The following is a 19,643-nucleotide window of genomic DNA, read 5'->3' as shown; positions in this document are numbered from 1 at the left end:
ATCGGCGTCAGCTCTTGACGTTGAGCAGCGCGTCGATCTTCTTGTCGTACTCCTGCGCCAGCGCCTTCAGGTCGGACGCGTCACGGATCTTGGAGAAGAACTCCTCCATCACGTTGCCCGCCTCGACCGACGCCCATCCGGGAGCCGCCGGGGTGAGCTTGGAGTTGGACGCGGACTCGATGAGCGCCTTCGCGAACTGGTCGTCGCCGAGCGAGGACGTGTACTTCGCGTTGGCCGGGCCGAGGCCGTTCTTGCCGAGCATCTCCTGGTACTCCTTCGAGAAGATGATCTTCAGGAGGGTCTTCGACAGGCCCGGCTCCTTGGTCTTCGCCGAGATGCCGATGTTGGAGCCGCCGGCGAACACCGGGGCCGGCTTGCCGTCGTTGCCCGGAAGCACGTAGGTGCCGAAGGTGGCGTCGTTCCAGGTGCGGACCGGCTTGCCGTCCTTCTCCGACAGGTCGCCGATCGACCAGTGCGCCCATCCCGGGGCCATGATCGTCGCGGCGGCGAGCGAGGTGTCACCGGTCTTGGTGCCGTTCGCGTCGACCGTCTGGTCGGTGTCGTTCAGGTAGATGTACTGGTTCGAGTCCTTGGCGTCGTTCGGCGCCTTGGATGCGTTCTTGTACAGATCCTGGAGCTGCTGCAGGCCCTTCAGCGACTCGGGCGACTCGAGGGTCGCCTTCCACTTGTCGCCGTCCTTCTTCGCGATGTCCCCGCCGTTGGCGAAGATCCACGAGATGCCGTCGCGCCAGTCCTGGCCGCCGAGGAAGAAGCCGGAGAAGTTGTCGATGTTCTTCGGGTTCTTGGCCGTGATGTCGGCCACGGAGGTGTTGAACTGGTCGAGGGTGGTCGGGACGCTGACGCCGGCCGCCTGGTAGACGTCCTTGCGGTAGAACATGTAGCGCGAGCCGAAGTAGTACGGCAGCGTGTAGTTCTTGCCGTCGACCTTGCCCGCCTCGACGAACGACTGGAGCAGGTCGCTCCCGCCGAGGTCCTTGTACATGTCGGAGATGTCGAGGAACGCGCCGACGTTGGTGAACGTCGGGGACTGCGTGTTGCCCATCTCGGTGACGTCCGGGGTGTTGTTGGCGTCGGGCAGCGCGGTGGTGAGCTTGGTGACGATGTCTCCCCAGTCCTGCTGCTCGATCTTCAGGGTCGCGCCGGTCTCCTTGGCGAACTCCGTCTTGAGGTAGTTGCGGAGGGCGTCCGGGGTGTCCGAGCCGACGAGCCAGAGGGTGACCGTCTTGCCCTTGCCGTCGGTGCTGGCTCCGGTGGAGCCTCCCGACGCGCATCCGGCGAGCACGAGAGCGGAAGCTGTGGCCACTGCGGCGAGGCCGACGAGCTTTCTCTTCATAGCACTGTCCTTTCGTAGGGGTGGGGCTTTGGTTGTGTGGGACTTTCGAGGTGAACGGTGTTCGAGGTGGTCAAGGGGCATGCTGTGTCACGAGACCCCGAGTCGTCCGGAGAGGACGAGAACGGCCGCGCCGCGCAGGACGATGTCCTGCCCCTGCGTGGTCATCCGGAGGGACAGGTCGGCGTGGTTCTCCGCCATCGTCCGGTTCCGGAGCGTGTGGACGGTCGCCTCCGCGAGGGGGCCGTCGAGCAGTTCGGTCGGGCCGCTGAGCACGATCTCCGACAGGTTGAGGGCGCCCACGACGGGCGCGAGCGCGATGCCGAGGCGCTGACCGGCTTCGCGCAGGATGGGCGTCGCATCCATCCCCGCCTCCGCGGCGGCACGCAGGCCGCGTTGCAGCTGCGGGACGCTGAGCCAGTGCTCGAGCACCTGGTCGCGGTTGTACGTCGTCTCGAGCCCGAGGTCGGTACCGACCATGACCTGGCCGATCTCCCCCGCGGCGAAGTGGCTGCCGTACACCAGCGCGCCGGCGACCAGGAGCCCGGCGCCGATGCCGTGCCCGACGCGGATGAGCATCATGTCGCCCGCCGCTCCCCCGTAGGTGTGCTCGGCGAGGGCCGCCGCGTTGGCGTCGTTCGCGACGACCACGGCGAGGCCGGTGCGTGCGGCGAGGTGCCGCTGCAGGGCGAGGTCGCTCCAGCCGAGGTTGGGGGCGGTGAGGATGGTGCCGGCGAGGTCCACGACGCCGGGCGAGCCGACGCCGACGCCGAGGATGGGAGCGGTGGAGGATGCGACGAGCCGGTCGACCAGCTCGTCGACCTTGGCGAGCGCAGCCTCGCCGGTGGCGGGGAGTCCGCCGTCGCTGCCGTTGTCGCTGCCGCCGGCGAGCATGACCTCGGCGGAGGCGATGATGGCGCCGTCGAGGTCCATGACCGCGCCGCGGAACCGGTCGTGGTCGCTGAGGTCGACGCCGACGATCTGGTGGGCGCTGCGGTTGATGTCGAGCAGCACGGCCGGTTTCCCCGGGCGGGCGGACTCGCGCTGGCCCAGCTCGATGACGAGCCCCTCGGCGAGCAGCTCGGCGACGAGGTCGGAGACCGTGACGCGGGTGAGTCCCGTGTCCCGGGCGAGGTCGGCCCGGCTGCGCTCCCCGGAGCGGTAGAGCGTCTGGAGCACGAGCGACCGGTTGTGACTGCGGGCGTGCTCCGGGAGCACCTTGGCGCGCGGCCGGAGCACCCGCCCCGGGCCCAGCCCGCCGGTGCTTCCCTGCACCTCCGTCGTCGTCATGTTTGTTAGTAAAGCTTACGAACAAATGAATTGCAAGAGACGAAACGAAGTCGTTACACGAGCGGCGGAATAGGCTCCGAGCATGACCGACGCATCCACCGCCGTCCCGGCGCCCCGCACACCATTCTCGCTCACCGGATCCCGCGCCCTGGTCACCGCCGCCAGCCGCGGGCTGGGACGGGAGATCGCGCTCGAGCTCGCCGGCCAGGGGGCCGACGTCATCCTCGGGGTCCGGGATCCCGAGGGGTCGGCGGACCTCGTGGCCGAGCTGCAGGCCTCCGGCGTGACGGCGACGGCCATCCGGATGGACGTGCTCGACCTGGCCGCGTGCCGCGCCGCCATCGACGCGGTCACCGCGGAGCTCGGGCCGATCGACATCCTGGTCAACAACGCCGGCGGCGGCATCGACTCCCCCGCGCTCGAGGTGACCGAGGAGGACTTCGACCACGTCTGGCAGCTCAACACGCGCTCGACGTTCTTCGTGTCACAGCACCTGGCGAAGAGCATGCGGGCGAACCGCGGCGGCGCGATCGTGAACGTCGCCTCGCAGGCGGGGCTTGTCGCGCTGCCGGGTGAGGTGTCCTACTGCGCGGCGAAGGCGGCCGTCGTGCACCTCACCCGGTGCCTGGCCGTCGAGTGGGGCGAGTACGGCATCCGCGTGAACGCCGTCGCCCCCACGTTCATCGAGACCGACGGCACCGCGGCGGCGCTCTCGGACGACGCGTTCCGCGCCGACACCGTCGACCGCATCGCCGCGCTGCACCGCATCGGGCAGCCGCGGGAGGTCTCGGGCGCGGTCGCCTTCCTGGCGTCGCCCTCCGCATCCCTCATCACGGGCCAGACCCTCGCGATCGACGGGGGCTGGACCGCGCGCTGACCCCGTTAACGATTCGTGCCGAATGTCGCTTCCCGCGGCGCGGGAGCCGACATTCGGCACGAATGCGTCAGGCGGGGGTCAGCCCAGGCGCGCCTTCAGGTTCTCGCTGATCGCGTCCAGGAACTCCTCGGTGGTGAGGAACTTCTGCTCCGGGCCGACGAGGAGCGCGAGGTCCTTCGTCATCTTGCCCTGCTCGACCGTCTTCACCACGACGTCCTCGAGGGTGTGGGTGAAGTCGATGAGGTCCTGGTTGCCGTCGAGCTTGCCGCGGTGCGCGAGGCCGCGCGTCCAGGCGAAGATCGAGGCGATCGGGTTCGTCGAGGTCGGCTTGCCCTGCTGGTACTGGCGGTAGTGGCGCGTCACGGTGCCGTGCGCGGCCTCCGCCTCGACGACCGAGCCGTCCGGCGTGGTCAGCACGGAGGTCATCAGGCCCAGCGAGCCGAAGCCCTGCGCGACGGTGTCGGACTGCACGTCGCCGTCGTAGTTCTTGCAGGCCCAGACGTAGCCGCCCTCCCACTTGAGGCTGGAGGCGACCATGTCGTCGATGAGGCGGTGCTCGTAGGTGAGGCCGGCCGCGTCGAACTTCTCCTTGTACTCCGTGTCGAAGACCTCCTGGAAGAGGTCCTTGAAGCGGCCGTCGTAGGCCTTCAGGATGGTGTTCTTGGTCGAGAGGTAGACCGGGTACTGGCGGTCGAGGCCGTAGTTGAACGACGCACGGGCGAAGTCGCGGATGGACTCGTCCTGGTTGTACATCGCCAGCGCGACACCCGCGCCCGGGGCCTGGTAGACCTCGAAGCTCTGCGCCTCGCCGCCGTCGTTCGGCTGGAAGCTGATGCTGAGGGTGCCCGGGCCGTCGAAGGTGAAGTCGGTGGCGCGGTACTGGTCGCCGAAGGCGTGACGGCCGATGACGATCGGCTTGTTCCAGCCGGGGACCAGCCGCGGGATGTTGGAGATGATGATCGGCTCGCGGAAGACCACGCCGCCGAGGATGTTGCGGATCGTGCCGTTCGGGCTCTTCCACATCTTCTTCAGGCCGAACTCCTCGACGCGCGCCTCGTCCGGCGTGATCGTGGCGCACTTGACGCCGACGCCGTGCTTCTGGATGGCGTGGGCCGCGTCGATCGTGATCTGGTCGTCGGTCTCGTCGCGCTTCTGGATGCCGAGGTCGTAGTACTCGAGGTTCACGTCGAGGTACGGGTGGATGAGCGAGTCTTTGATGGCCTTCCAGATGATGCGTGTCATCTCGTCGCCGTCGAGTTCGACGACGGTCCCGTCAACCTTGATCTTGTCCATGGTTCTCCTGAGTCTGTGCCGTTTGAGCCGACGACAGCTTACCTGAGCCAGAGAACTATCTTGACATCGAGACACTTTCTCTCGGCGGATGGTCGGCTGGGAGGGAGCTATGCCCCGATCGGGCACGCAGGATACGCTTTCGTCATGGCTGAGTTGAGACTGGAAGAGTTGAGCGCGCGGACCGTCGTGGCGGCCAACGCGCTGACACTGAAGCCGGGCCAGGAGCAGTTCGTCGCTCCGGTCTCCTACTCGGCGGCGGCAGCCATCCCCGACCCCAACACCTCGTGGCAGCGCGTGGTGCTCGACGGCGACGACGTGGTCGCTTTCATCATGGGCAGTTTCGACCCGAACGCCGAGCACGAGGAGTTCAAGGCGATCCTCTGGCGCATCAACGTCGACGCGGACGACCAGGGCCGCGGCATCGGCACCTTCGCCGTGCGCGCCCTCGCCGACGAGGCCCGCGCCCGCGGGCACGAGCGCCTCTACGTCATCTGGGAGTCGGGCGAGCTCGGTCCGGAGCAGTTCTTCCTGCGGAGCGGCTTCCAGCCGGTCGGCGAGACGCAGTACGGCGAGACGATCGGTGCCCTCGACCTCTGACCGGGAGCCCGGGGACGGCGACGCCGCCGGATCCTTCGTGGAGCGCGTCCTCGACGTCGTGGACTCGATCCCGCCCGGCCACGTGATGACCTACGGCGACGTCGCGGCGACGCTCGGCTCCCGTGCCGCCCGGATGGTCGGCCAGATCATGGCCTATTACGGCTCCGACGTTCCGTGGTGGCGCGTGGTCCGGGCCGGCGGGCATCCACCGGCGAACCACGAGCACATCGCGCTGCAGCACTACCGGGCCGAGGGCACACCGCTCCTCGGCGGCGGAACGGTCGCGTACCGGGTAGATTTACGGGCGGCCCGCTTCGACGCCGCGCGGGATCATCCCTCCGACCGATGATTCGCTCAGTTCCGTAGTGTTCACTCGTTGTCGGAACCCTGTCCTTCTGTCACCTGGAGCTGCCGTGCCCCGCATCCGTACCGCCGGAGTCATCGCGACGATGTCCGCCCTCGCCCTGGCCCTGTCCGGATGCTCCGTGCTGACCGCGTTCTCGCCGCACGTCGAGTCGGAGATCTTCGACACGGCGAAGGACATGAAGGCCGCGAAGACCTCCACTTTCGGCTCTCCGACGTTCGTGCCCGACGACGCCACGATCATCCGCGTCGACTACGACACGCAGGACGGCTCGGCGATCATGACGTACTCCTCGAAGGCCCACGTGGCGCCGGGGACGTGCGCCAAGGAGGTGCCGATGCCGAAGCCGACCATCCAGGACAGCTGGTGGCCGGTCGACGGCCTGCCCGCGAAGGCCGGCGACTGCGGCGGCGGCTGGTCCGGCTTCGCGATCGGCGACCAGGTCTACGCCGCGAAGGCCCCGACCGCGAAGTAGCCGCCCGCCGGCCGGACCCTCGGGCCGGTCAGTGGAACTGCGGGATGATCAGCCAGATCCCGTAGATCACCGCCGCGACCCCGATGGCGAAGCAGACGTACGCCCCCGCCGTCGCGGCGACCGGACGTCTGCCCACCCGTACCGTGACCGCGCCATCCGTCGCATCGAGCGGAGCGCCCACCGAGAGCAGCCGCAGGGCCACGGCGTACGACACGACGACGACTACGGTCGCCAGGAAGGCGACCAGGAAGACGACGACGAACGAGCCCCAGTCGACGCCGAGGAACGAACCCTCGGGCGCCGCCGCGCGCACGCCGCCGGGCGCCGCATCCTGGATGGTCGAGTGCAGCATGCTCACCCCTCCTGTCCGACGGACACCGGCGCCTGCTCGCGCTGGGGTCCGGATTCCGCGGTCTCATTGACGTTGTGCCGGTTCACCGGGTCGCGGCGGGACAGGCCGTAGAGGAGCAGCCCGCCCGCCAGCCCGACGACCCCGACGCAGATCAGCCCGACCAGGCTGGTGGATGCGACCCACGCGGCGAGCCCGCCGACGAGCGCCGCGGCCGGGAGCGTGACGACCCATCCGGTGGCGATGCGCCCCACGACACCCCAGTGCACCGAGGCGAGCTTCTTGCCCAGCCCGCTGCCCACGACCGCGCCCGAGGTGACCTGGGTCGTCGAGAGCGCGAAGCCGAGGTGCGACGAGACCAGGATGGTGGCGGCCGACGACGTCTCCGCGGCGAAGCCCTGCGGCGCCTTCACGTCCGTGATCCGCTTGCCGACGGTGCGCATGATGCGCCAGCCGCCCAGGTAGGTGCCGAGGCCGATCGCCAGACCGCACGACGCGATCACCCAGAACGGCGGCGCACTGCCCGCCGGGGCGAGGCCCGCGGCGATGAGGGTGAGCGTGATGACGCCCATCGTCTTCTGCGCGTCGTTGGTGCCGTGCGCGAGCGACACGAGCGACGCCGAGACGGTCTGGCCGTGCCGGAAGCCCGTCTCCGCGCCGTGCACGCGCGCGTTCCTCGTGATGCGGTAGGCCGCATAGGTCGCGACCATGGCGACGAAGCCCGCGACGAGGGGCGACAGCAGGGCCGGGATGACGACCTTGCTGAGCAGCACCTGCCAGTCGACGGCGCCGAAGCCCGCGCCGATCACGGCGGCCCCGATCAGGCCGCCGAACAGCGCGTGCGTGGAGCTCGAGGGCAGGCCCAGGTACCAGGTGACCAGGTTCCAGAGCACCGCGCCGATGAGCCCCGCGAAGATCATCGTCGGGGTGATGTCCACGCCGGAGGAGCCCTCCTTGATCACTCCGCCGGAGATGGTCTGCGCGACGGCTGTCGAGAGGAACGCGCCGACGAGGTTCAGCACCGCGGAGATCAGCACCGCCGTGCGGGGTTTCAGCGCCCCGGTGGCGACGGAGGTGGCCATGGCGTTGGCCGTGTCGTGGAACCCGTTGGTGAAGTCGAAGATCAGAGCGACGACGATCACGGCCACGACCGTGACGAGCATGTCCATGCGGCGATCCTTCCGGCGTCGGAGAGGCGCGGTTCCGCGTCCCACCCCTGACTACGCCGATCGCCGCGAGCGCGTTTGAACGACAGGTGAATTCTGCCCGGCGCCCGCGGAACCGGCTACGCGTGCACCGGGATGGTCAGCTCGATGATCGTGCCGAGCCCCTCGACCGAGCGCACGTCCGCACGGCCGGAGACGGCCTCCACCCGGTCCCGGATGCCCTCGAGCCCGCCGCCCGGCTCGATCCGGGCGCCGCCCTGGCCGTCGTCCTTCACGACGACCGTGACCGTCGCATCCGCGCGACTCACCGCCACGGAGCAGTTGCGCGCGCGCGAATGCTTCGCGGCGTTCGCCAGGCACTCGGAGACGCAGTAGTAGATGGTCTCCTCGACCACCTCGGGCAGCCGTTCGTCGAGGTCGACCCGCACCTCCACGGGCAGGTGGCTGCGCATCCCGAGCTCCTCCAGTGCCGAGCGCAGGTCGCCGTCGCTGAGCACGGTCGGGTGGATGCCGCGGGCCAGCTCGCGCAGCTCCCGCAGCGCATCCGCCAGCTGCTCGGACGAGCGCTGCAGGTCGCCGGCGAGCTCCTCGTCGCCATGGGCCTCCGCCTTCGACGTCGCGATGCGCAGGCTGATCGCCAGCGAGACGAGCTGCTGCTGGCTGCCGTCGTGCAGGTCGCGCTCCAGTTGCCGGCGGGCCAGGTAGCCCTCCTCGACGATGCGCAGCCGCGACTCGCGGAGCTCCTGGATGGTGCGCTCCAGCCGGGCGCGCAGGCGGTCGTTGTCGACGGAGAGCAGCAACGCGGAGGACACCGCGTCGAGCAGCCGGTCGTCCTGCGTCAGCGCGACATCGTGCTCGATGAGGGCGATCGGCCCCTGATCGGAGTCGATGGCGAGCGTCGACCTGCCGGGGCGAGCGGCCGGTCCGGCCTCCGGCGCGGGCCGGCCGTCACTGGTCTGGTAGCGCTGCAGCGGCTCATCCCACCAGAACACCCGCAGGGAGCTGTCGTGCAGGGTGCGGGCCAGACTCGACTCCCACAGCGCGCGGTCGACCTTGTCGCGGGCGACGATCACCAGGTCGGCGACCCGGGAGCGCAGCCCGCGGGCATAGAGCACCCCACCGACGAAGGCGGGAGGGATGAGCGCGATCGCGACCGGCGGGATGAACTGCAGCCAGCCGCCGTTCCAGCCGAGTGCGAAGCTCAGCGAGTCCTGGACGGTGCCGTAGCACCACAGCAGGATGGCCAGCGGCATCACGAACGCCACGCGGCGTGCGGGGAGGGAGCTGGTGAACCACCGGGCGATCAGCCGGGCCGCCACGGTGAGCATCAGGGCGAGCCCGACGAAGCGCCAGCCGAGGCCGAGCCAGTAGTCCGCCGCGTCGCTGGGCAGCACCGCGTAGGCGTTGGGCGCGCAGCCGCACTCGGACGGCTCGGGCGACGAGAACAGCAGGATGCCGCCGAGGCGGATGGCGAAGGCGATCGTCACCACGAGCACCACGACGCGGTCGAACCGGGCCCGGAGCCGGCCGGTCGGGTAGCAGAGCACCAGGATGCCGACCAGCACCGCCCACAGGTCGGTGACGCCGGCGACCCACGGCCAGACCCATCCCCACTGCCGTACCAGCGGGTACCAGGCGCCGGCCGACCAGAACACGGCGGCGAGGACCATCAGCCAGCCGGGGACCCAGCTGCGCACGAGGCGCCAGGCGACGACGGCGCAGACGACGTAGTCGAGGGCGACGGTGACGAAGACGATGGCCCAGCCCGCTCCCGAGGGCCGCGGACCGTAGTCGTTGGTCATCGCGCTAACCACCTGGGCCAGCACGTTGGAGGCGACGGCCACGGTCACGGCGAGCGCGCGCAGCGCCAGCCGCAATGCGTGCGGGCGCGCGCTCCCGGGCCGCAGCGTCTCGACGGCGCCCAGGTCCTCGCGCGCGGCGACCACGGGTCAGACGTCCCGGCCGAGGAAGCGCAGCACCGCTAAGACGCGCCGGTGCCCCTCCGCGGAGTCCTCCACGCCCAGCTTGGCCATGATGTGGCCGATGTGCGACTCGACCGTGCGGAGGCTGAGGTGCAGGTCGCCGGCGATGCCGACGTTGGACTTGCCCTCCGCCATGAGCCGCAGCACGTCGCGCTCACGCGACGACAGCGCCTCGACCGCCGCTTCGGAGGAGCGCGCGTTCACCAGCAGCTGCACCACTTCGGGGTCGACCACCGAGCCGCCGCGCGCGACCGTGCGCACCGCGGTGACCAGCGTGTCCGCATCCGCCACCCGGTCCTTCAGGAGGTAGCCGGTGCCGCTGCCTGCGCTCATGGCCCGGATCGCGTACGTGGCGGTCGTGTACATGGAGAGCAGCAGGATGCCGGCGCGCGAGCCGTCCGCGCGGAGGCGTTCCAGCGCGCGGAGGCCCTCGTCGGTGTGCGTCGGCGGCATCTTGATGTCGAGCACGATGGCGTCGACGTCTCCGTCGGCGCGGACGGCGTCCAGGAGCTCCTCGGCGGTGTCGACGGACGCGACCACGTCCATCCCGCCGGCGCGCAGGATCTGCCCGATGCCCTCGCGCAGCAGCACTGCGTCGTCGGCGACCGCCACCCTGAGCGCGCGAGAACTATCTGTCTGTCCCCCGCTCACGCGCTTACCTTAGCAGGCTGCGGATCGCCTCACCGGTCAGTTCCTCCTTGTTGATGAACCCCTCCGCGCCGCTGTCGGCGACCCGTCGTCCGTAGTCGGTCGCCGTCCGGCTGGAGGTGAGCACGACGACCGCCCCGGTCGCGTGCATCGTCGCCACGATGTCGAACCCGCTCGCGTCGGGAAGGCCCACGTCGAGCAGCACGAGGTCGGGCGCCAGCCGGCGGCTCAGCTCGATGCCCCCCGCCGCCGTCGCGCTGTCGCCGACCACGGTGAACCGCTCCAGACGGAGCAGCTCCGCCACCTGTGTGCGGAACCGCTCGTGGTCGTCGACGATCACTACGCGGGGGCCCATGTCCCCATCATCACCGCGCGGACCCCGGCGATCATCCGTGCTTCCACGCATTCGGAAAGAGGTGACCCCCCGGATGCGGGGCATCCCCGGCAGGACGAACATATGAGACAACCTCAGCGACCCGAACGCGGAGGACGCCGACCCGGGCGAACCGGGCCGAGAACCACCGAGGAGACGGCGATGTCCATCGCGACCCGAACCGCCCGCCCGAACGGCGCCACCCGCACCCGGGTGACCGCCGGGGCGGTCGCGATGGACCCCGCCCTCCCCCGGCGCGACGGCCGGCGAGACGGCCCGCACGACGCCCCGCGGCCGCTGCCCGTCGTCGTCATCGACCTGCCGCGCGTGGCGCACCGTTTCCGCGAGCTGCGGGCGGCCCTGCCCTGGATGGACGTGCGCTTCGACGCGTGCGCTCTGGCGCATCCCGCGCTGCTCGCCTCGCTCGCCGCCGACGGCGCGGGCTTCGTCGCGACCCACGAGTCGGCCCTGCCCGTGCTGCAGCGCACCGGCGTCGACCCGGCCCGCGTGCTCCACGCGGACCGGTGGGCGCGCGGATCCCGACGGCGCGATGCCTGGGAGGCCGGCGTCCGGCTCTTCGTCATCGACGACGCCCGCGATCTCGACGACTTCGCCGGCGCGCCCGCCGGGGTCGCCGTACTCCTCCGGCTGCACCCGCTGCTCGTGGATGAGGCGGAGAGCCGGGCCCACGCGCTCGGCGTGCGGGTCGCCGGGCTCTCGCTGCGGCTGCCCGGAGACGCGTCGAGCGCCCACCTGCTCGACACGGTGGACGCGGCCATGGCCGCGCGCGCACGCATCGCCCGGTCGACCGGCCGCAGGCTGGGAATCCTCGACCTGGGCCCGGCCCTGGACGGGCCGCCCACCGCTTACCCGCACCGGCTCGCCGCGCTCGGGCGCAGCATCCGCTCGCTCGTCGCCCCGGCGACCTCGCAGATCACGGTGCTCGCCTCGGCGGGCCGCGGCGTCGCGGCGGACGCCATCACCCTGGTGACCGGCACGGCGGAGCGGTACGCCGACCCGGCGACCGCCAGCGCCCTGATCGACGCCGGCGCCGAGGTGGTCGTCCTCCGCGCCCGCCGCCGCATCCCCCGCCCCGCCAAGGCGCGATCGACCTGGACGTCGGCCGGCTGAACCAACCCCTCGCCGACCGGACGCAGGCGGCGGGGACCACGGGACGGCTTCCCCGTGGTCCCCGCCGTTATTCGTTGTGGATGCGAGCGCGCCGCCGGTCAGACCAGCGAGTCGCGCCAGGCGGCGTGCAGCTGGGCGAACCGGCCGGTGCCGGCGATCAGGTCGTCCGGCGTTCCGTCCTCGACAACGCGGCCGTGCTCCATGACGAGCACCCGGTCGGCGATCGCCACCGTGGACAGGCGGTGCGCGATGATCACGGCGGTCCGGTCCGCGAGCAGGGTCTGCAGCGCCTCCTGGACCAGCCGCTCGCTGGGGATGTCCAGCGAGCTGGTGGCCTCGTCCAGGATGAGGACCGCCGGGTCTGCGAGGAACGCCCGCGCGAACGAGATCAGCTGGCGCTGACCCGCCGAGACGCGGCCCCCGCGCTTGTTCACGTCGGTGTCGTACCCGTTCGGGAGGCCCGCGATGAACTCGTGCGCTCCCACCGCCTGCGCCGCCCGCACGATCTCCTCACGCGTCGCGTCCGGCTTGCCGAGCGCGATGTTGTCGGCGACCGAGCCGCTGAACAAGTACGCCTCCTGCGTGACCATGACGATCGCGCGGCGGAGGTCCTTCGGGTGCAGATCGCGCAGATCGACGCCGTCGATGGTGACCGCGCCGGAGCTCGGGTCGTAGAACCGCGAGATCAGCTTGGCCAGCGTGGACTTGCCCGCACCGGTGGAGCCGACGAGGGCGACGGTCTGCCCGGCCGGGATGTCGAGCGTGAACTCCGGCAGGATGACGCGGTCCTTCTTGTAGGCGAAGGTCACGTCGTCGAAGCGCACGTGGCCCTGCGCCGACCAGAGGTCGACCGGCTTGACCGGGTCCGGGACGCTCGGCTCCTCCTCCAGGACGCCGGAGATCTTCTCCAGCGCCGCGGCGGCCGACTGGTAGGAGTTGTAGAACATCGCCATCTCCTCCATCGGGTCGAAGAACCGGCGCGTGTACAGCAGCACCGCGAGCAGGACGCCGATGGCCAGCTGGCCGTCGGCCACCCGGAAGCCGCCGACGAGCAGCACGACGCCGACCGTCACGTTGCCGATCATCACGAGCCCGGGGTCGAAGATCCCGAACAGCTGGATGACGCGCGCGTTGACGTCGCGGTACTCCTCGACCAGCCCGCCGAACTCCTTCTCGTTGCGCTTCTCCTTGCGGAACGCCTTGACGGCGCGGATGCCCGTCATCGTCTCCACGAAGTGCACGATCAGCTTCGCCGACGCCACCCGCGAGACGCGGAACAGCACCTGCGAGCGCTTCTGGAACCACCGGGTCAGGAGGTACAGCGGCACCAGCGACGCGAGCAGCACGAGTCCGCTCTGCCAGTCGAGCGTGAACAGCGCGATGGCGATGAACAGCATGTACAGGACGCCCTGCACGAGCTGGTTGATGCCGGAGTCGAGCAGCTCGCGGATGGAGTCGAGGTCGCTGGTCTGGCGCGAGATGATCCGGCCGGACGTGTACGACTCGTGGAACTCCAGCGAGAGCTTCTGCGTGTGCAGGAACACCCGCTTGCGCAGGTCGATCAGGATGGCCTGGCTGATCCGCGCGCTCAGCACCGTGTACCAGGCGATCAGCACCGCGCCGATCACGCCGGTGATCAGGTACGCGACGCCGGCGGCGGCCAGCGGGAACCAGTCCTGCTTCAGCAGCGCCGGCAGGCCGTTGTCGATGCCGTACGCGATGATCGCGGGCCCCGCGACCTGCGCGGCCGTGCTCACCACGACCACGATCGCGGTCAGGACCAGCCGCATCCGCATCGGGTGCAGCAGCGAACCGAGCAGCCGGAGCGAGCGGCGCCGGACCTGGCGGCTCTCCGCCGCGTTCAGGTCGTTGCGCTCCTCGCCCTCGACACCGAGGACAGTGGTCGTGCTCACAGGTTCACCTCCTCGAGGATCTCTTCGTTCTCGTCGTCCTCCAGGCTGGAGATGACGAATCGGTAGTGCTCGCTGCTCGCGAGCAGTTCGTGATGGGTGCCGACCGCCGTGACGCGGCCGTCCTCCAGCAGGGCCACCCGGTCGGCGAGCATCACCGTGGAGGGGCGGTGCGCGACGATCAGGGCCGTGGTGGAGGCGAGGACGCGGCGGAGCGCGGCCTCGACCAGCGCCTCGGTGTCGACGTCGAGCGCGGACAGCGGGTCGTCGAGCACGAGGATGCTCGGGTTCGCCGCGACCGCACGGGCCAGCGCGAGCCGCTGCCGCTGACCGCCGGAGAGGCTGAGCCCCTCCTCGCCGACCTTCGTCTCGACACCCTCAGGCAGGTCGTAGACGAAGCCGGCCTGGGCGACCTCCAGCGCCTCCGTCAGCACGCGCTCCGCCTCGCCCGAATCCGGGTCGAGGTCGTCGCGGCCGAGCAGGACGTTGTCGCGCACGGAGGCCGAGAACAGCGTCGCGTCCTCGAACGCCATGGCGATCGCCTTCCGCAGGTCGTAGCGGGTGAGGTCGCGCACATCCACGCCGTCCACCTTCACCGCGCCGCCGGTCACGTCGTACAGGCGGGTGGTCAGGGCGGTGAGCGTCGACTTGCCGGAGCCGGTCAGGCCGACCAGCGCCATCGTCTCGCCGGGACGGACGGTCAGGCGGATGCCGTCGAGCAGATCCGGGAAGCGCTCGGGCGAGTCCTGGTAGCGGAAGTGCACGTCGTCGAACACCAGCTCACCGCGCGGGTCGGTGATCTTCGCAGGCTCGGCGGGGTCCGTGATCGTGTTGACCTCGTCCATCACCTCGAAGAAGCGGTCGGCGGCCGTGCGGGTGTCGAAGGTCATCGACAGCAGGAAGCCGATCGACTCGACCGGGAACCGGAGCACCGTCGCGGTCGCGAAGAACGCCACGAGCTCGCCGACGGAGAGCTGGCCCTGCGCCGACAGCCAGACACCGACCACCAGGCAGATCGCGAACGCGACGTCCGGCACCAGCAGCAGCCACAGCCAGATGCCGGCGATCGCCTTCGCCTTCTCGATCTCGGTGCCGCGCAACTGCTCCGCCTGCGACTCGAAGCTCTTCAGGGCGTGCTTGCCGCGCCCGAACGCCTTGAGCACGCGGATGCCGTGCACCGACTCCTCGACCGCCGTCGCCAGGTCGCCCGCCTGGTCCTGGCTGCGGCGCGCCACGATCGAGTACTTCTTCTCGAAGACGAAGCCGTAGATCCAGAGCGGCACGGAGCAGACCAGGAAGATCAGCCCGAGCAGCCAGTTCCAGCCGATCAGGATGGCGAAGCCGACGATGATCGTGACCACGTTGACCACCAGCAGCACGATGCCGAACGACAGCCAGCGGCGGATCATGCTCAGGTCGCTGACGGCACGCGACAGCAGCTGCCCGCTCGGCCAGCGGTCGTGGAAGGCGACCGGGAGGTCCTGCAGCTGCTCGTACAGCGCGTTGCGCATCCGGGCCTCCACGTGGGTTCCCGGGGTGAGCACGAACCAGCGGCGGAGGGAGATGAAGACGGCCTCGGCGGCGCCCAGGCCGACCACGAGCAGCGCGGCAGGCCACACGGCAGCCGGGTCGCCGTCCGACAGCGGGCCGTCGACGAGCCACCGCAGCACCTGCGGGATGCTCAGGGCGACCAGGCTGGCGAGCAGCGCGGCGACCATGCCGAGCACGATGCGGGGCGCGGCGGACTTGGCGAAGGGCAGGATGCGCAGCAGGGTGCGCGCCGTGCTCTTCCGCGGGGAGTCGTTCTTCTTCTGTGCCGGGGCGACAGACATGGGTGTTCCGTTTTCTGTGAGTGGTCCGACGAGAGTCGGCGGCGACAGCGCGGAGGAGTCGCCGAAGGACTGCCGGCGGTGGCAGACCTTGTGAAAGACGCGGGCGCGACGAGCGCGCGGCTGGGGCGGGACCTACCGCCCGGACGGTCGGGTGGTCGCCACGAGGGCGGCGACGGACCCGGGCACGGTGGTCTTTCGTGCGGTCTCGATCGTCGTCATGGCGTCCTCCCAGCCTCGATGAATGCGTCCTGTGTGCCGCAACAAGGCAGCCCTACAGGATATTGCCAGGTTGAGCCGGACCGCAAGATTTTTTTCTCACGTCCGGCCGGCGGATCGGATGTCGGACCCCACGCGTACCGTGACGCTCATGCGTCGAGGAGTTGTCGTCGTGCTCTGCCTGGTGCAGTTCGTGGATGTGCTCGGGGTCACGAGCGCGACGACAGCCATCCCGGCGATCCTCGCGGGGCTGGGCGCGTCTCCCTCGGCGGCCGGTCCGCTCGCCACGGTGTACGCGATGTTCTTCGGCGGCGTCCTCATCCTCGGAGCCCGGCTCGGCGACCGTTACGGCCACCGGCGGATCCTCCTCACCGGCATCGGGTTGTTCGGCGCGGCGTCTGTTCTCGGTGCGACCGCGGGGGCGTGGGGCGGCGCCGGGCTCGCCGTCGTGCTGATCGCGCGTGCGCTCCAGGGCGCTGCCGCCGCCCTCTGCGTCCCGTCCGCACTGCGTCTGCTCCTCTCGGCGACGCCCAGCGAGGATCGCCGCCACGCGGCGCTGGCGGCCTGGAGCGCTACCGGTGCCGCGGCCGGCGCGTCCGGTTTCCTCGTCGGCGGCCTGCTCGTCCAGACGTTCGGCTGGCCGGCCGTGTTCTGGGTGAACCTCCCGCTCGCCGTGGGTCTCGCCGCCGGCGTCCTGGTGGCCGTGCCCTCCACACGCGAACACGTCGACCGACGTCCACTCGACGTGCCCGGCGCGGCCCTTCTCATCCTCGCCGTCATGGCGGTCATCGCCGGAGCCGCGTGGATCGAGCAGGCGGAAACCCGCGCCCTTGGCGCTGTCGCCGTCGCGCTCGGCGCGGTGCTCGCCGTGCTGCTCGCGGTGCGGCTCCGCACCGCGCGATCGCCGCTCATCCCGGCGGACGCCTTCCGCTCCCGGCGGCTGCGCCACGGCACGACCCTGTCGTTCGTCAACACGGCCACCACGAGCTCCACCGCTGTGCTCGCCACGCTCTACCTGCAGGAACGCCTCGGCCTCGACCCGGTCGCGACAGGCCTCACCCTCATGGCCCTCAGCGTGGCGGTCGTCCTGACGTCCACCTCCACCCGTGCTCTGCTCGGACGTCTCAGCGCCTACACCGTCAGCGGCGTGGGCATCGGGACGATCGCGCTCGGCTGCCTCCTGCTGACGCTGACCGTCGGCTCGTGGTGGGGAATCCTCGCCGGTGTCGCACTCGCGGGCGCCGGCCTCGGACTGTCGTCGGTGGCGGCGACGACCATCGGGACGAGCGTGCCGGAGGAGCTGGCCGGAAGCGCCAGCGGCATCCTCAACACCGGCGCACAGCTGGGGACCGCACTCGGCACCTCGGTGCTCATCCTCGTCGCGTCCTTCGGCGGCGTCGGCGCCGGCTGGCTGGGCGCCGCGGTGGTCGCCGCACTGACGGCCGCCTGGTGCGTGCTGCCCCGCGCCAGGCGCGAGGAGGCCGCGCTCAGCGGATCCGGATCGACAGGCAGGTGACGCAGCCCTCGAGCTTCTCGAACTCGGAGATGTCCACCTGGATGACGGTGTAGCCCAGGCTCTCGACCAGCGCGACGGACTGTGGTGCGGACGAGGACATCAGCACCGTGTCCTCCGCCAGCACCACGACCGCGGTGCCGTGCGCCTCGGGGACGGGCAGGAAGCGCTCGAAGATGCGGGGCTCGTCCACGATGGGCTCGTAGCCGATGACCGTGCCGTCGGGAAGCGCGGTGACGGCGGTCTTCAGGTGGAGCGCCTTGGTGACCGGCACCGCGACGACCGTGTAGCCGAGCCGCGAGGCGATGGCCCGCAGCTGACGGACGCCTTCGGCGTTGGTGCGGCCGCCGCGGCCGACGTAGACCGTGGAGCCGACCTTGAGCACGTCGCCGCCCTCGAGGGTGCCGGGCTCGACGATGCGCTCGAGGCGCAGGCCCTGCGCGCGCAGTGCGGCCTCGGTGCCCTCCGGCTCTGCCTGGCGGGACTCGGCGCCCGGGCGCGTGATCACGGCGGTGTCGCCGAGCACGACGGCGGTGTCCTCCACGAACACGGAGTCGGCGAGACGGTCGGCGCTCGCGACCTCCACGGTCTGCCAGCCGGCGCCGGCGAGAGCCGCCACGTACGCATCCCACTGCTTGTCGGCCAGCTCGGTGTCGACGGGCTCACGCTCGATGTGGGTGGTCAGGCCGTCGGCGAGGTTCGCCGCGGGGATGCGGACCAGCGCGATCCGGCGCTCGGCGCGCTCGCCCGAGTCGATGGCGTGGAAGACGGCGTAGCCCGCCGTCGGGAAGGCGATCGCGACCGCGAGCCAGAACGGCAGATTGATGCCGATGAACGACTGGAACAGCTGCGCCCACGCGTCGCCGGAGAGCGTCACCTTCAGCACCGTGAAGAGGATGATCGTGCCGAGCGCCGTGCTCACCAGAGCGAGCACGATGCCCGTCACGACCGCGATCCAGCGCCGGTCCATCGCGCCCAGCAGCGCCGCCGCGAAGCCGAGCACCAGGGCCACCACCGCCGGCCAGCCGACGTACGGCGTCGTGTTGGCGAGCGCCGCGGAGTTCAGCTGGCTCGCCACCAGGATCACGAACGTCGAGGCGACGAACGCGATCGCGGCGACGGCGAAAGCAGCGGAGATGGATGCGGCGAGCCGGCGGCCCCAGGAAGACGTCATGGGAACCAACCTAGCGGAGCGCCGCTATGCGTTCGCTGGCTCCCGCAGCCGCGCCAGGGCCAGCTCGTCCGCGGCCTGCAGAGTGGTGATCCCGCGCTCGTCCGCCGCGCGGAAGATCTCCGCGATGGTGTCGCCGATCCGCTCGACCCGCTCCTGGGTCGCCTCGGCTGTGACACCGGCCTCCCCCATCATGTCGAGGAAGATCACGCCGCCCGCGTTGACCACGAAGTCGGGAGCCCAGAGGATGCCGCGGGCGGCCAGCCGCTCCGCCCCGGAGCGGTGCGCCAGCTGGTTGTTCGCCGGGCCGACGACGGCGCGGACGCGCAGCTCGTCGATCACCCGGTCGGTCAGCACGCCGCCGACGCCCGCGGGGACGAACAGGTCGCCCTCCACGCGGTGCGCCTCCTCCGGCTCGACCCACTGGGCGCCCAGGGCGTCGGCCAGAGCACGCTTGGCGGGGTTCACGTCCGTGACCGTCAGCACGGCGCCCTCGCCGGCGAGGCGCATGGCGATGATCGACCCGACGTGTCCGAGCCCCAGGACGGTGACCCGGCGGCCTTCCACCGAGCGCGACCCGAAGGCGCGCTCCAGCGTGGCGAGGAGCCCCGCGTAGACGCCCGCGGCGGTCGCGTCGCTCGGCTCCCCGACGCCGCCCTCCGACGGCGGCAGCCCGCAGACGTGAGCGGTGCGGGTGGCGACGACGGACATGTCCTCGGCGCTCGTGCCGACATCCTCGGCGGTCATGTAGCTGCCGCCCAGCGTCTCGACGGCGTCACCCAGGTCGAGCATGGCCTCGTACCTCTCGGTCGGAGTCAGCACCGTGCCGCGCGGGAGGTAGATGACCGCCTTGCCGCCTCCGCGGTTCAGACCCGCCGCGGAGTTCTTGAGGGTCATCCCTTCGGCCAGGCGCAGGGAGTCGGCCACCGCGTCCTGCCAGGAGTCGTACGTCCACACGCGGCAGCCACCGAGGGCCGGGCCGAGGACGGTCGAGTGCACCGCGATGCTGATGGTGAGTCCACTTCGCCTGCCCTTCACCACGTGGAGTGTCTCGTGGGGCAGGTTGCCGGGAAGGGGAAGTGCGGGCAGGGCGGACATCGGTGTC

Annotated in this window: 18 protein-coding genes; 6 read left to right on the top strand and 12 right to left on the bottom strand. The window is 70.7% G+C overall.

Annotated elements, in window-relative coordinates; all coding sequences use genetic code 11:
• Positions 1 to 7: 7 nt before the first annotated feature.
• Together ACTJI1_RS03090 and ACTJI1_RS03085 are read right to left on the bottom strand one after the other, a co-directional pair.
• A complete protein-coding gene (locus ACTJI1_RS03090; RefSeq protein WP_440741501.1) occupies positions 8 to 1,354 on the bottom strand; it encodes an extracellular solute-binding protein in 1,347 nt (448 codons plus the stop codon).
• An 87-nt stretch (positions 1,355 to 1,441) separates the two neighbouring features.
• Positions 1,442 to 2,641: an ROK family protein gene (locus ACTJI1_RS03085; RefSeq protein WP_440741500.1), complete on the bottom strand. Its 1,200-nt coding sequence runs from the start codon at positions 2,639 to 2,641 to the stop codon at positions 1,442 to 1,444.
• Between the two features lie 82 nt (positions 2,642 to 2,723).
• Here ACTJI1_RS03085 and ACTJI1_RS03080 point away from each other — a divergent pair, with 82 nt between their 5' ends.
• Positions 2,724 to 3,518, top strand: a complete 795-nt coding sequence (locus ACTJI1_RS03080) for an SDR family NAD(P)-dependent oxidoreductase (protein ID WP_440741499.1) — start codon at positions 2,724 to 2,726, stop codon at positions 3,516 to 3,518.
• Between the two features lie 78 nt (positions 3,519 to 3,596).
• On the opposite strand, the gene ACTJI1_RS03075 is transcribed toward ACTJI1_RS03080, so the two are convergent.
• Positions 3,597 to 4,811, bottom strand: a complete 1,215-nt coding sequence (locus ACTJI1_RS03075) for an NADP-dependent isocitrate dehydrogenase (protein WP_310130815.1) — start codon at positions 4,809 to 4,811, stop codon at positions 3,597 to 3,599.
• Positions 4,812 to 4,955: 144 nt separating this feature from the next.
• Between ACTJI1_RS03075 and ACTJI1_RS03070 the strand changes: the two genes are divergently transcribed.
• The 3 genes from ACTJI1_RS03070 to ACTJI1_RS03060 all read left to right on the top strand — a co-directional run bounded on the left by ACTJI1_RS03070 (position 4,956) and on the right by ACTJI1_RS03060 (position 6,247).
• A complete protein-coding gene (locus tag ACTJI1_RS03070) occupies positions 4,956 to 5,408 on the top strand; it encodes a GNAT family N-acetyltransferase (RefSeq protein WP_440741498.1) in 453 nt (150 codons plus the stop codon).
• Entirely contained in the window at positions 5,392 to 5,757 is a 366-nt protein-coding gene (locus ACTJI1_RS03065; RefSeq protein ID WP_440741497.1) for an MGMT family protein, read from the top strand. The genes ACTJI1_RS03070 and ACTJI1_RS03065 overlap by 17 nt, the downstream gene beginning before the upstream one ends.
• A 64-nt stretch (positions 5,758 to 5,821) precedes the next feature.
• A complete protein-coding gene (locus tag ACTJI1_RS03060; protein WP_440741496.1) occupies positions 5,822 to 6,247 on the top strand; it encodes a hypothetical protein in 426 nt (141 codons plus the stop codon).
• Positions 6,248 to 6,275: 28 nt separating this feature from the next.
• Here the strand turns inward: ACTJI1_RS03060 and ACTJI1_RS03055 are convergent, their stop codons facing one another.
• The 5 genes from ACTJI1_RS03055 to ACTJI1_RS03035 form a co-directional block, all read right to left on the bottom strand.
• The gene (locus tag ACTJI1_RS03055) at positions 6,276 to 6,599 is read right to left on the bottom strand and encodes a hypothetical protein (protein ID WP_440742170.1); all 324 of its coding nucleotides are present in this window, start codon (positions 6,597 to 6,599) and stop codon (positions 6,276 to 6,278) included.
• 2 nt (positions 6,600 to 6,601) lie between these two features.
• Complete coding sequence (locus tag ACTJI1_RS03050) at positions 6,602 to 7,765, bottom strand: anion permease (RefSeq protein WP_440741495.1); 1,164 nt, start codon at positions 7,763 to 7,765, stop codon at positions 6,602 to 6,604.
• A 116-nt stretch (positions 7,766 to 7,881) separates the two neighbouring features.
• Positions 7,882 to 9,708: a sensor histidine kinase gene (locus ACTJI1_RS03045; protein WP_440741494.1), complete on the bottom strand. Its 1,827-nt coding sequence runs from the start codon at positions 9,706 to 9,708 to the stop codon at positions 7,882 to 7,884.
• 3 nt (positions 9,709 to 9,711) lie between these two features.
• The gene (locus ACTJI1_RS03040) at positions 9,712 to 10,395 is read right to left on the bottom strand and encodes a response regulator transcription factor (protein WP_310130824.1); all 684 of its coding nucleotides are present in this window, start codon (positions 10,393 to 10,395) and stop codon (positions 9,712 to 9,714) included.
• A 4-nt stretch (positions 10,396 to 10,399) separates the two neighbouring features.
• Positions 10,400 to 10,747, bottom strand: coding sequence for a response regulator (locus ACTJI1_RS03035; protein WP_310130826.1), 348 nt, complete (start codon positions 10,745 to 10,747; stop codon positions 10,400 to 10,402).
• A 180-nt stretch (positions 10,748 to 10,927) separates the two neighbouring features.
• On the opposite strand from ACTJI1_RS03035, the gene ACTJI1_RS03030 reads away from it, so the two are divergent.
• Complete coding sequence (locus tag ACTJI1_RS03030; protein WP_440741493.1) at positions 10,928 to 11,896, top strand: hypothetical protein; 969 nt, start codon at positions 10,928 to 10,930, stop codon at positions 11,894 to 11,896.
• A gap of 98 nt (positions 11,897 to 11,994) precedes the next feature.
• Here ACTJI1_RS03030 and ACTJI1_RS03025 read toward each other — a convergent pair whose 3' ends face one another.
• On the bottom strand, positions 11,995 to 13,809 hold the full coding sequence (locus tag ACTJI1_RS03025; RefSeq protein WP_440741492.1) for an ABC transporter ATP-binding protein: 1,815 nt from the start codon (positions 13,807 to 13,809) through the stop codon (positions 11,995 to 11,997).
• Positions 13,806 to 15,638 (bottom strand): ABC transporter ATP-binding protein, encoded by a 1,833-nt coding sequence (locus ACTJI1_RS03020; RefSeq protein ID WP_440741491.1) that lies wholly within the window; start codon positions 15,636 to 15,638, stop codon positions 13,806 to 13,808. The genes ACTJI1_RS03025 and ACTJI1_RS03020 overlap by 4 nt, the downstream gene beginning before the upstream one ends.
• Positions 15,639 to 15,879: 241 nt before the next feature.
• On the opposite strand from ACTJI1_RS03020, the gene ACTJI1_RS03015 reads away from it, so the two are divergent.
• Entirely contained in the window at positions 15,880 to 17,370 is a 1,491-nt protein-coding gene (locus tag ACTJI1_RS03015) for an MFS transporter (RefSeq protein ID WP_440741490.1), read from the top strand.
• On the opposite strand, the gene ddaH is transcribed toward ACTJI1_RS03015, so the two are convergent.
• Positions 17,342 to 18,541, bottom strand: a complete 1,200-nt coding sequence (gene ddaH, locus ACTJI1_RS03010; RefSeq protein WP_440741489.1) for a dimethylargininase — start codon at positions 18,539 to 18,541, stop codon at positions 17,342 to 17,344. The genes ACTJI1_RS03015 and ddaH overlap by 29 nt on opposite strands.
• 24 nt (positions 18,542 to 18,565) lie before the next feature.
• On the bottom strand, positions 18,566 to 19,636 hold the full coding sequence (locus ACTJI1_RS03005) for a Glu/Leu/Phe/Val dehydrogenase dimerization domain-containing protein (protein WP_440741488.1): 1,071 nt from the start codon (positions 19,634 to 19,636) through the stop codon (positions 18,566 to 18,568).
• Positions 19,637 to 19,643 lie beyond the last annotated feature (7 nt).

The organism is Leifsonia sp. 22587, assembly GCF_052044215.1.
Taxonomy (GTDB): domain Bacteria; phylum Actinomycetota; class Actinomycetes; order Actinomycetales; family Microbacteriaceae; genus Leifsonia; species Leifsonia shinshuensis_C.
The sequence above is the reverse complement of the archived record's forward strand: the minus strand, read 5'-3'. Positions and strand labels throughout refer to the sequence as shown.

What these genes read in the sequence shown, in the direction of transcription:
- ACTJI1_RS03090 (WP_440741501.1), bottom strand. Translation starts at nt 1,354, where the DNA reads ATGAAGAGAAAGCTCGTCGGCCTCGCCGCAGTGGCCACAGCTTCCGCT.
- ACTJI1_RS03085 (WP_440741500.1), bottom strand. Translation starts at nt 2,641, where the DNA reads ATGACGACGACGGAGGTGCAGGGAAGCACCGGCGGGCTGGGCCCGGGG.
- ACTJI1_RS03080 (WP_440741499.1), top strand. Translation starts at nt 2,724, where the DNA reads ATGACCGACGCATCCACCGCCGTCCCGGCGCCCCGCACACCATTCTCG.
- ACTJI1_RS03075 (WP_310130815.1), bottom strand. Translation starts at nt 4,811, where the DNA reads ATGGACAAGATCAAGGTTGACGGGACCGTCGTCGAACTCGACGGCGAC.
- ACTJI1_RS03070 (WP_440741498.1), top strand. Translation starts at nt 4,956, where the DNA reads ATGGCTGAGTTGAGACTGGAAGAGTTGAGCGCGCGGACCGTCGTGGCG.
- ACTJI1_RS03055 (WP_440742170.1), bottom strand. Translation starts at nt 6,599, where the DNA reads ATGCTGCACTCGACCATCCAGGATGCGGCGCCCGGCGGCGTGCGCGCG.
- ACTJI1_RS03050 (WP_440741495.1), bottom strand. Translation starts at nt 7,765, where the DNA reads ATGGACATGCTCGTCACGGTCGTGGCCGTGATCGTCGTCGCTCTGATC.
- ACTJI1_RS03035 (WP_310130826.1), bottom strand. Translation starts at nt 10,747, where the DNA reads ATGGGCCCCCGCGTAGTGATCGTCGACGACCACGAGCGGTTCCGCACA.
- ACTJI1_RS03030 (WP_440741493.1), top strand. Translation starts at nt 10,928, where the DNA reads ATGTCCATCGCGACCCGAACCGCCCGCCCGAACGGCGCCACCCGCACC.
- ACTJI1_RS03020 (WP_440741491.1), bottom strand. Translation starts at nt 15,638, where the DNA reads ATGTCTGTCGCCCCGGCACAGAAGAAGAACGACTCCCCGCGGAAGAGC.
- ACTJI1_RS03015 (WP_440741490.1), top strand. Translation starts at nt 15,880, where the DNA reads ATGCGTCCTGTGTGCCGCAACAAGGCAGCCCTACAGGATATTGCCAGG.
- ddaH (WP_440741489.1), bottom strand. Translation starts at nt 18,541, where the DNA reads ATGACGTCTTCCTGGGGCCGCCGGCTCGCCGCATCCATCTCCGCTGCT.
- ACTJI1_RS03005 (WP_440741488.1), bottom strand. Translation starts at nt 19,636, where the DNA reads ATGTCCGCCCTGCCCGCACTTCCCCTTCCCGGCAACCTGCCCCACGAG.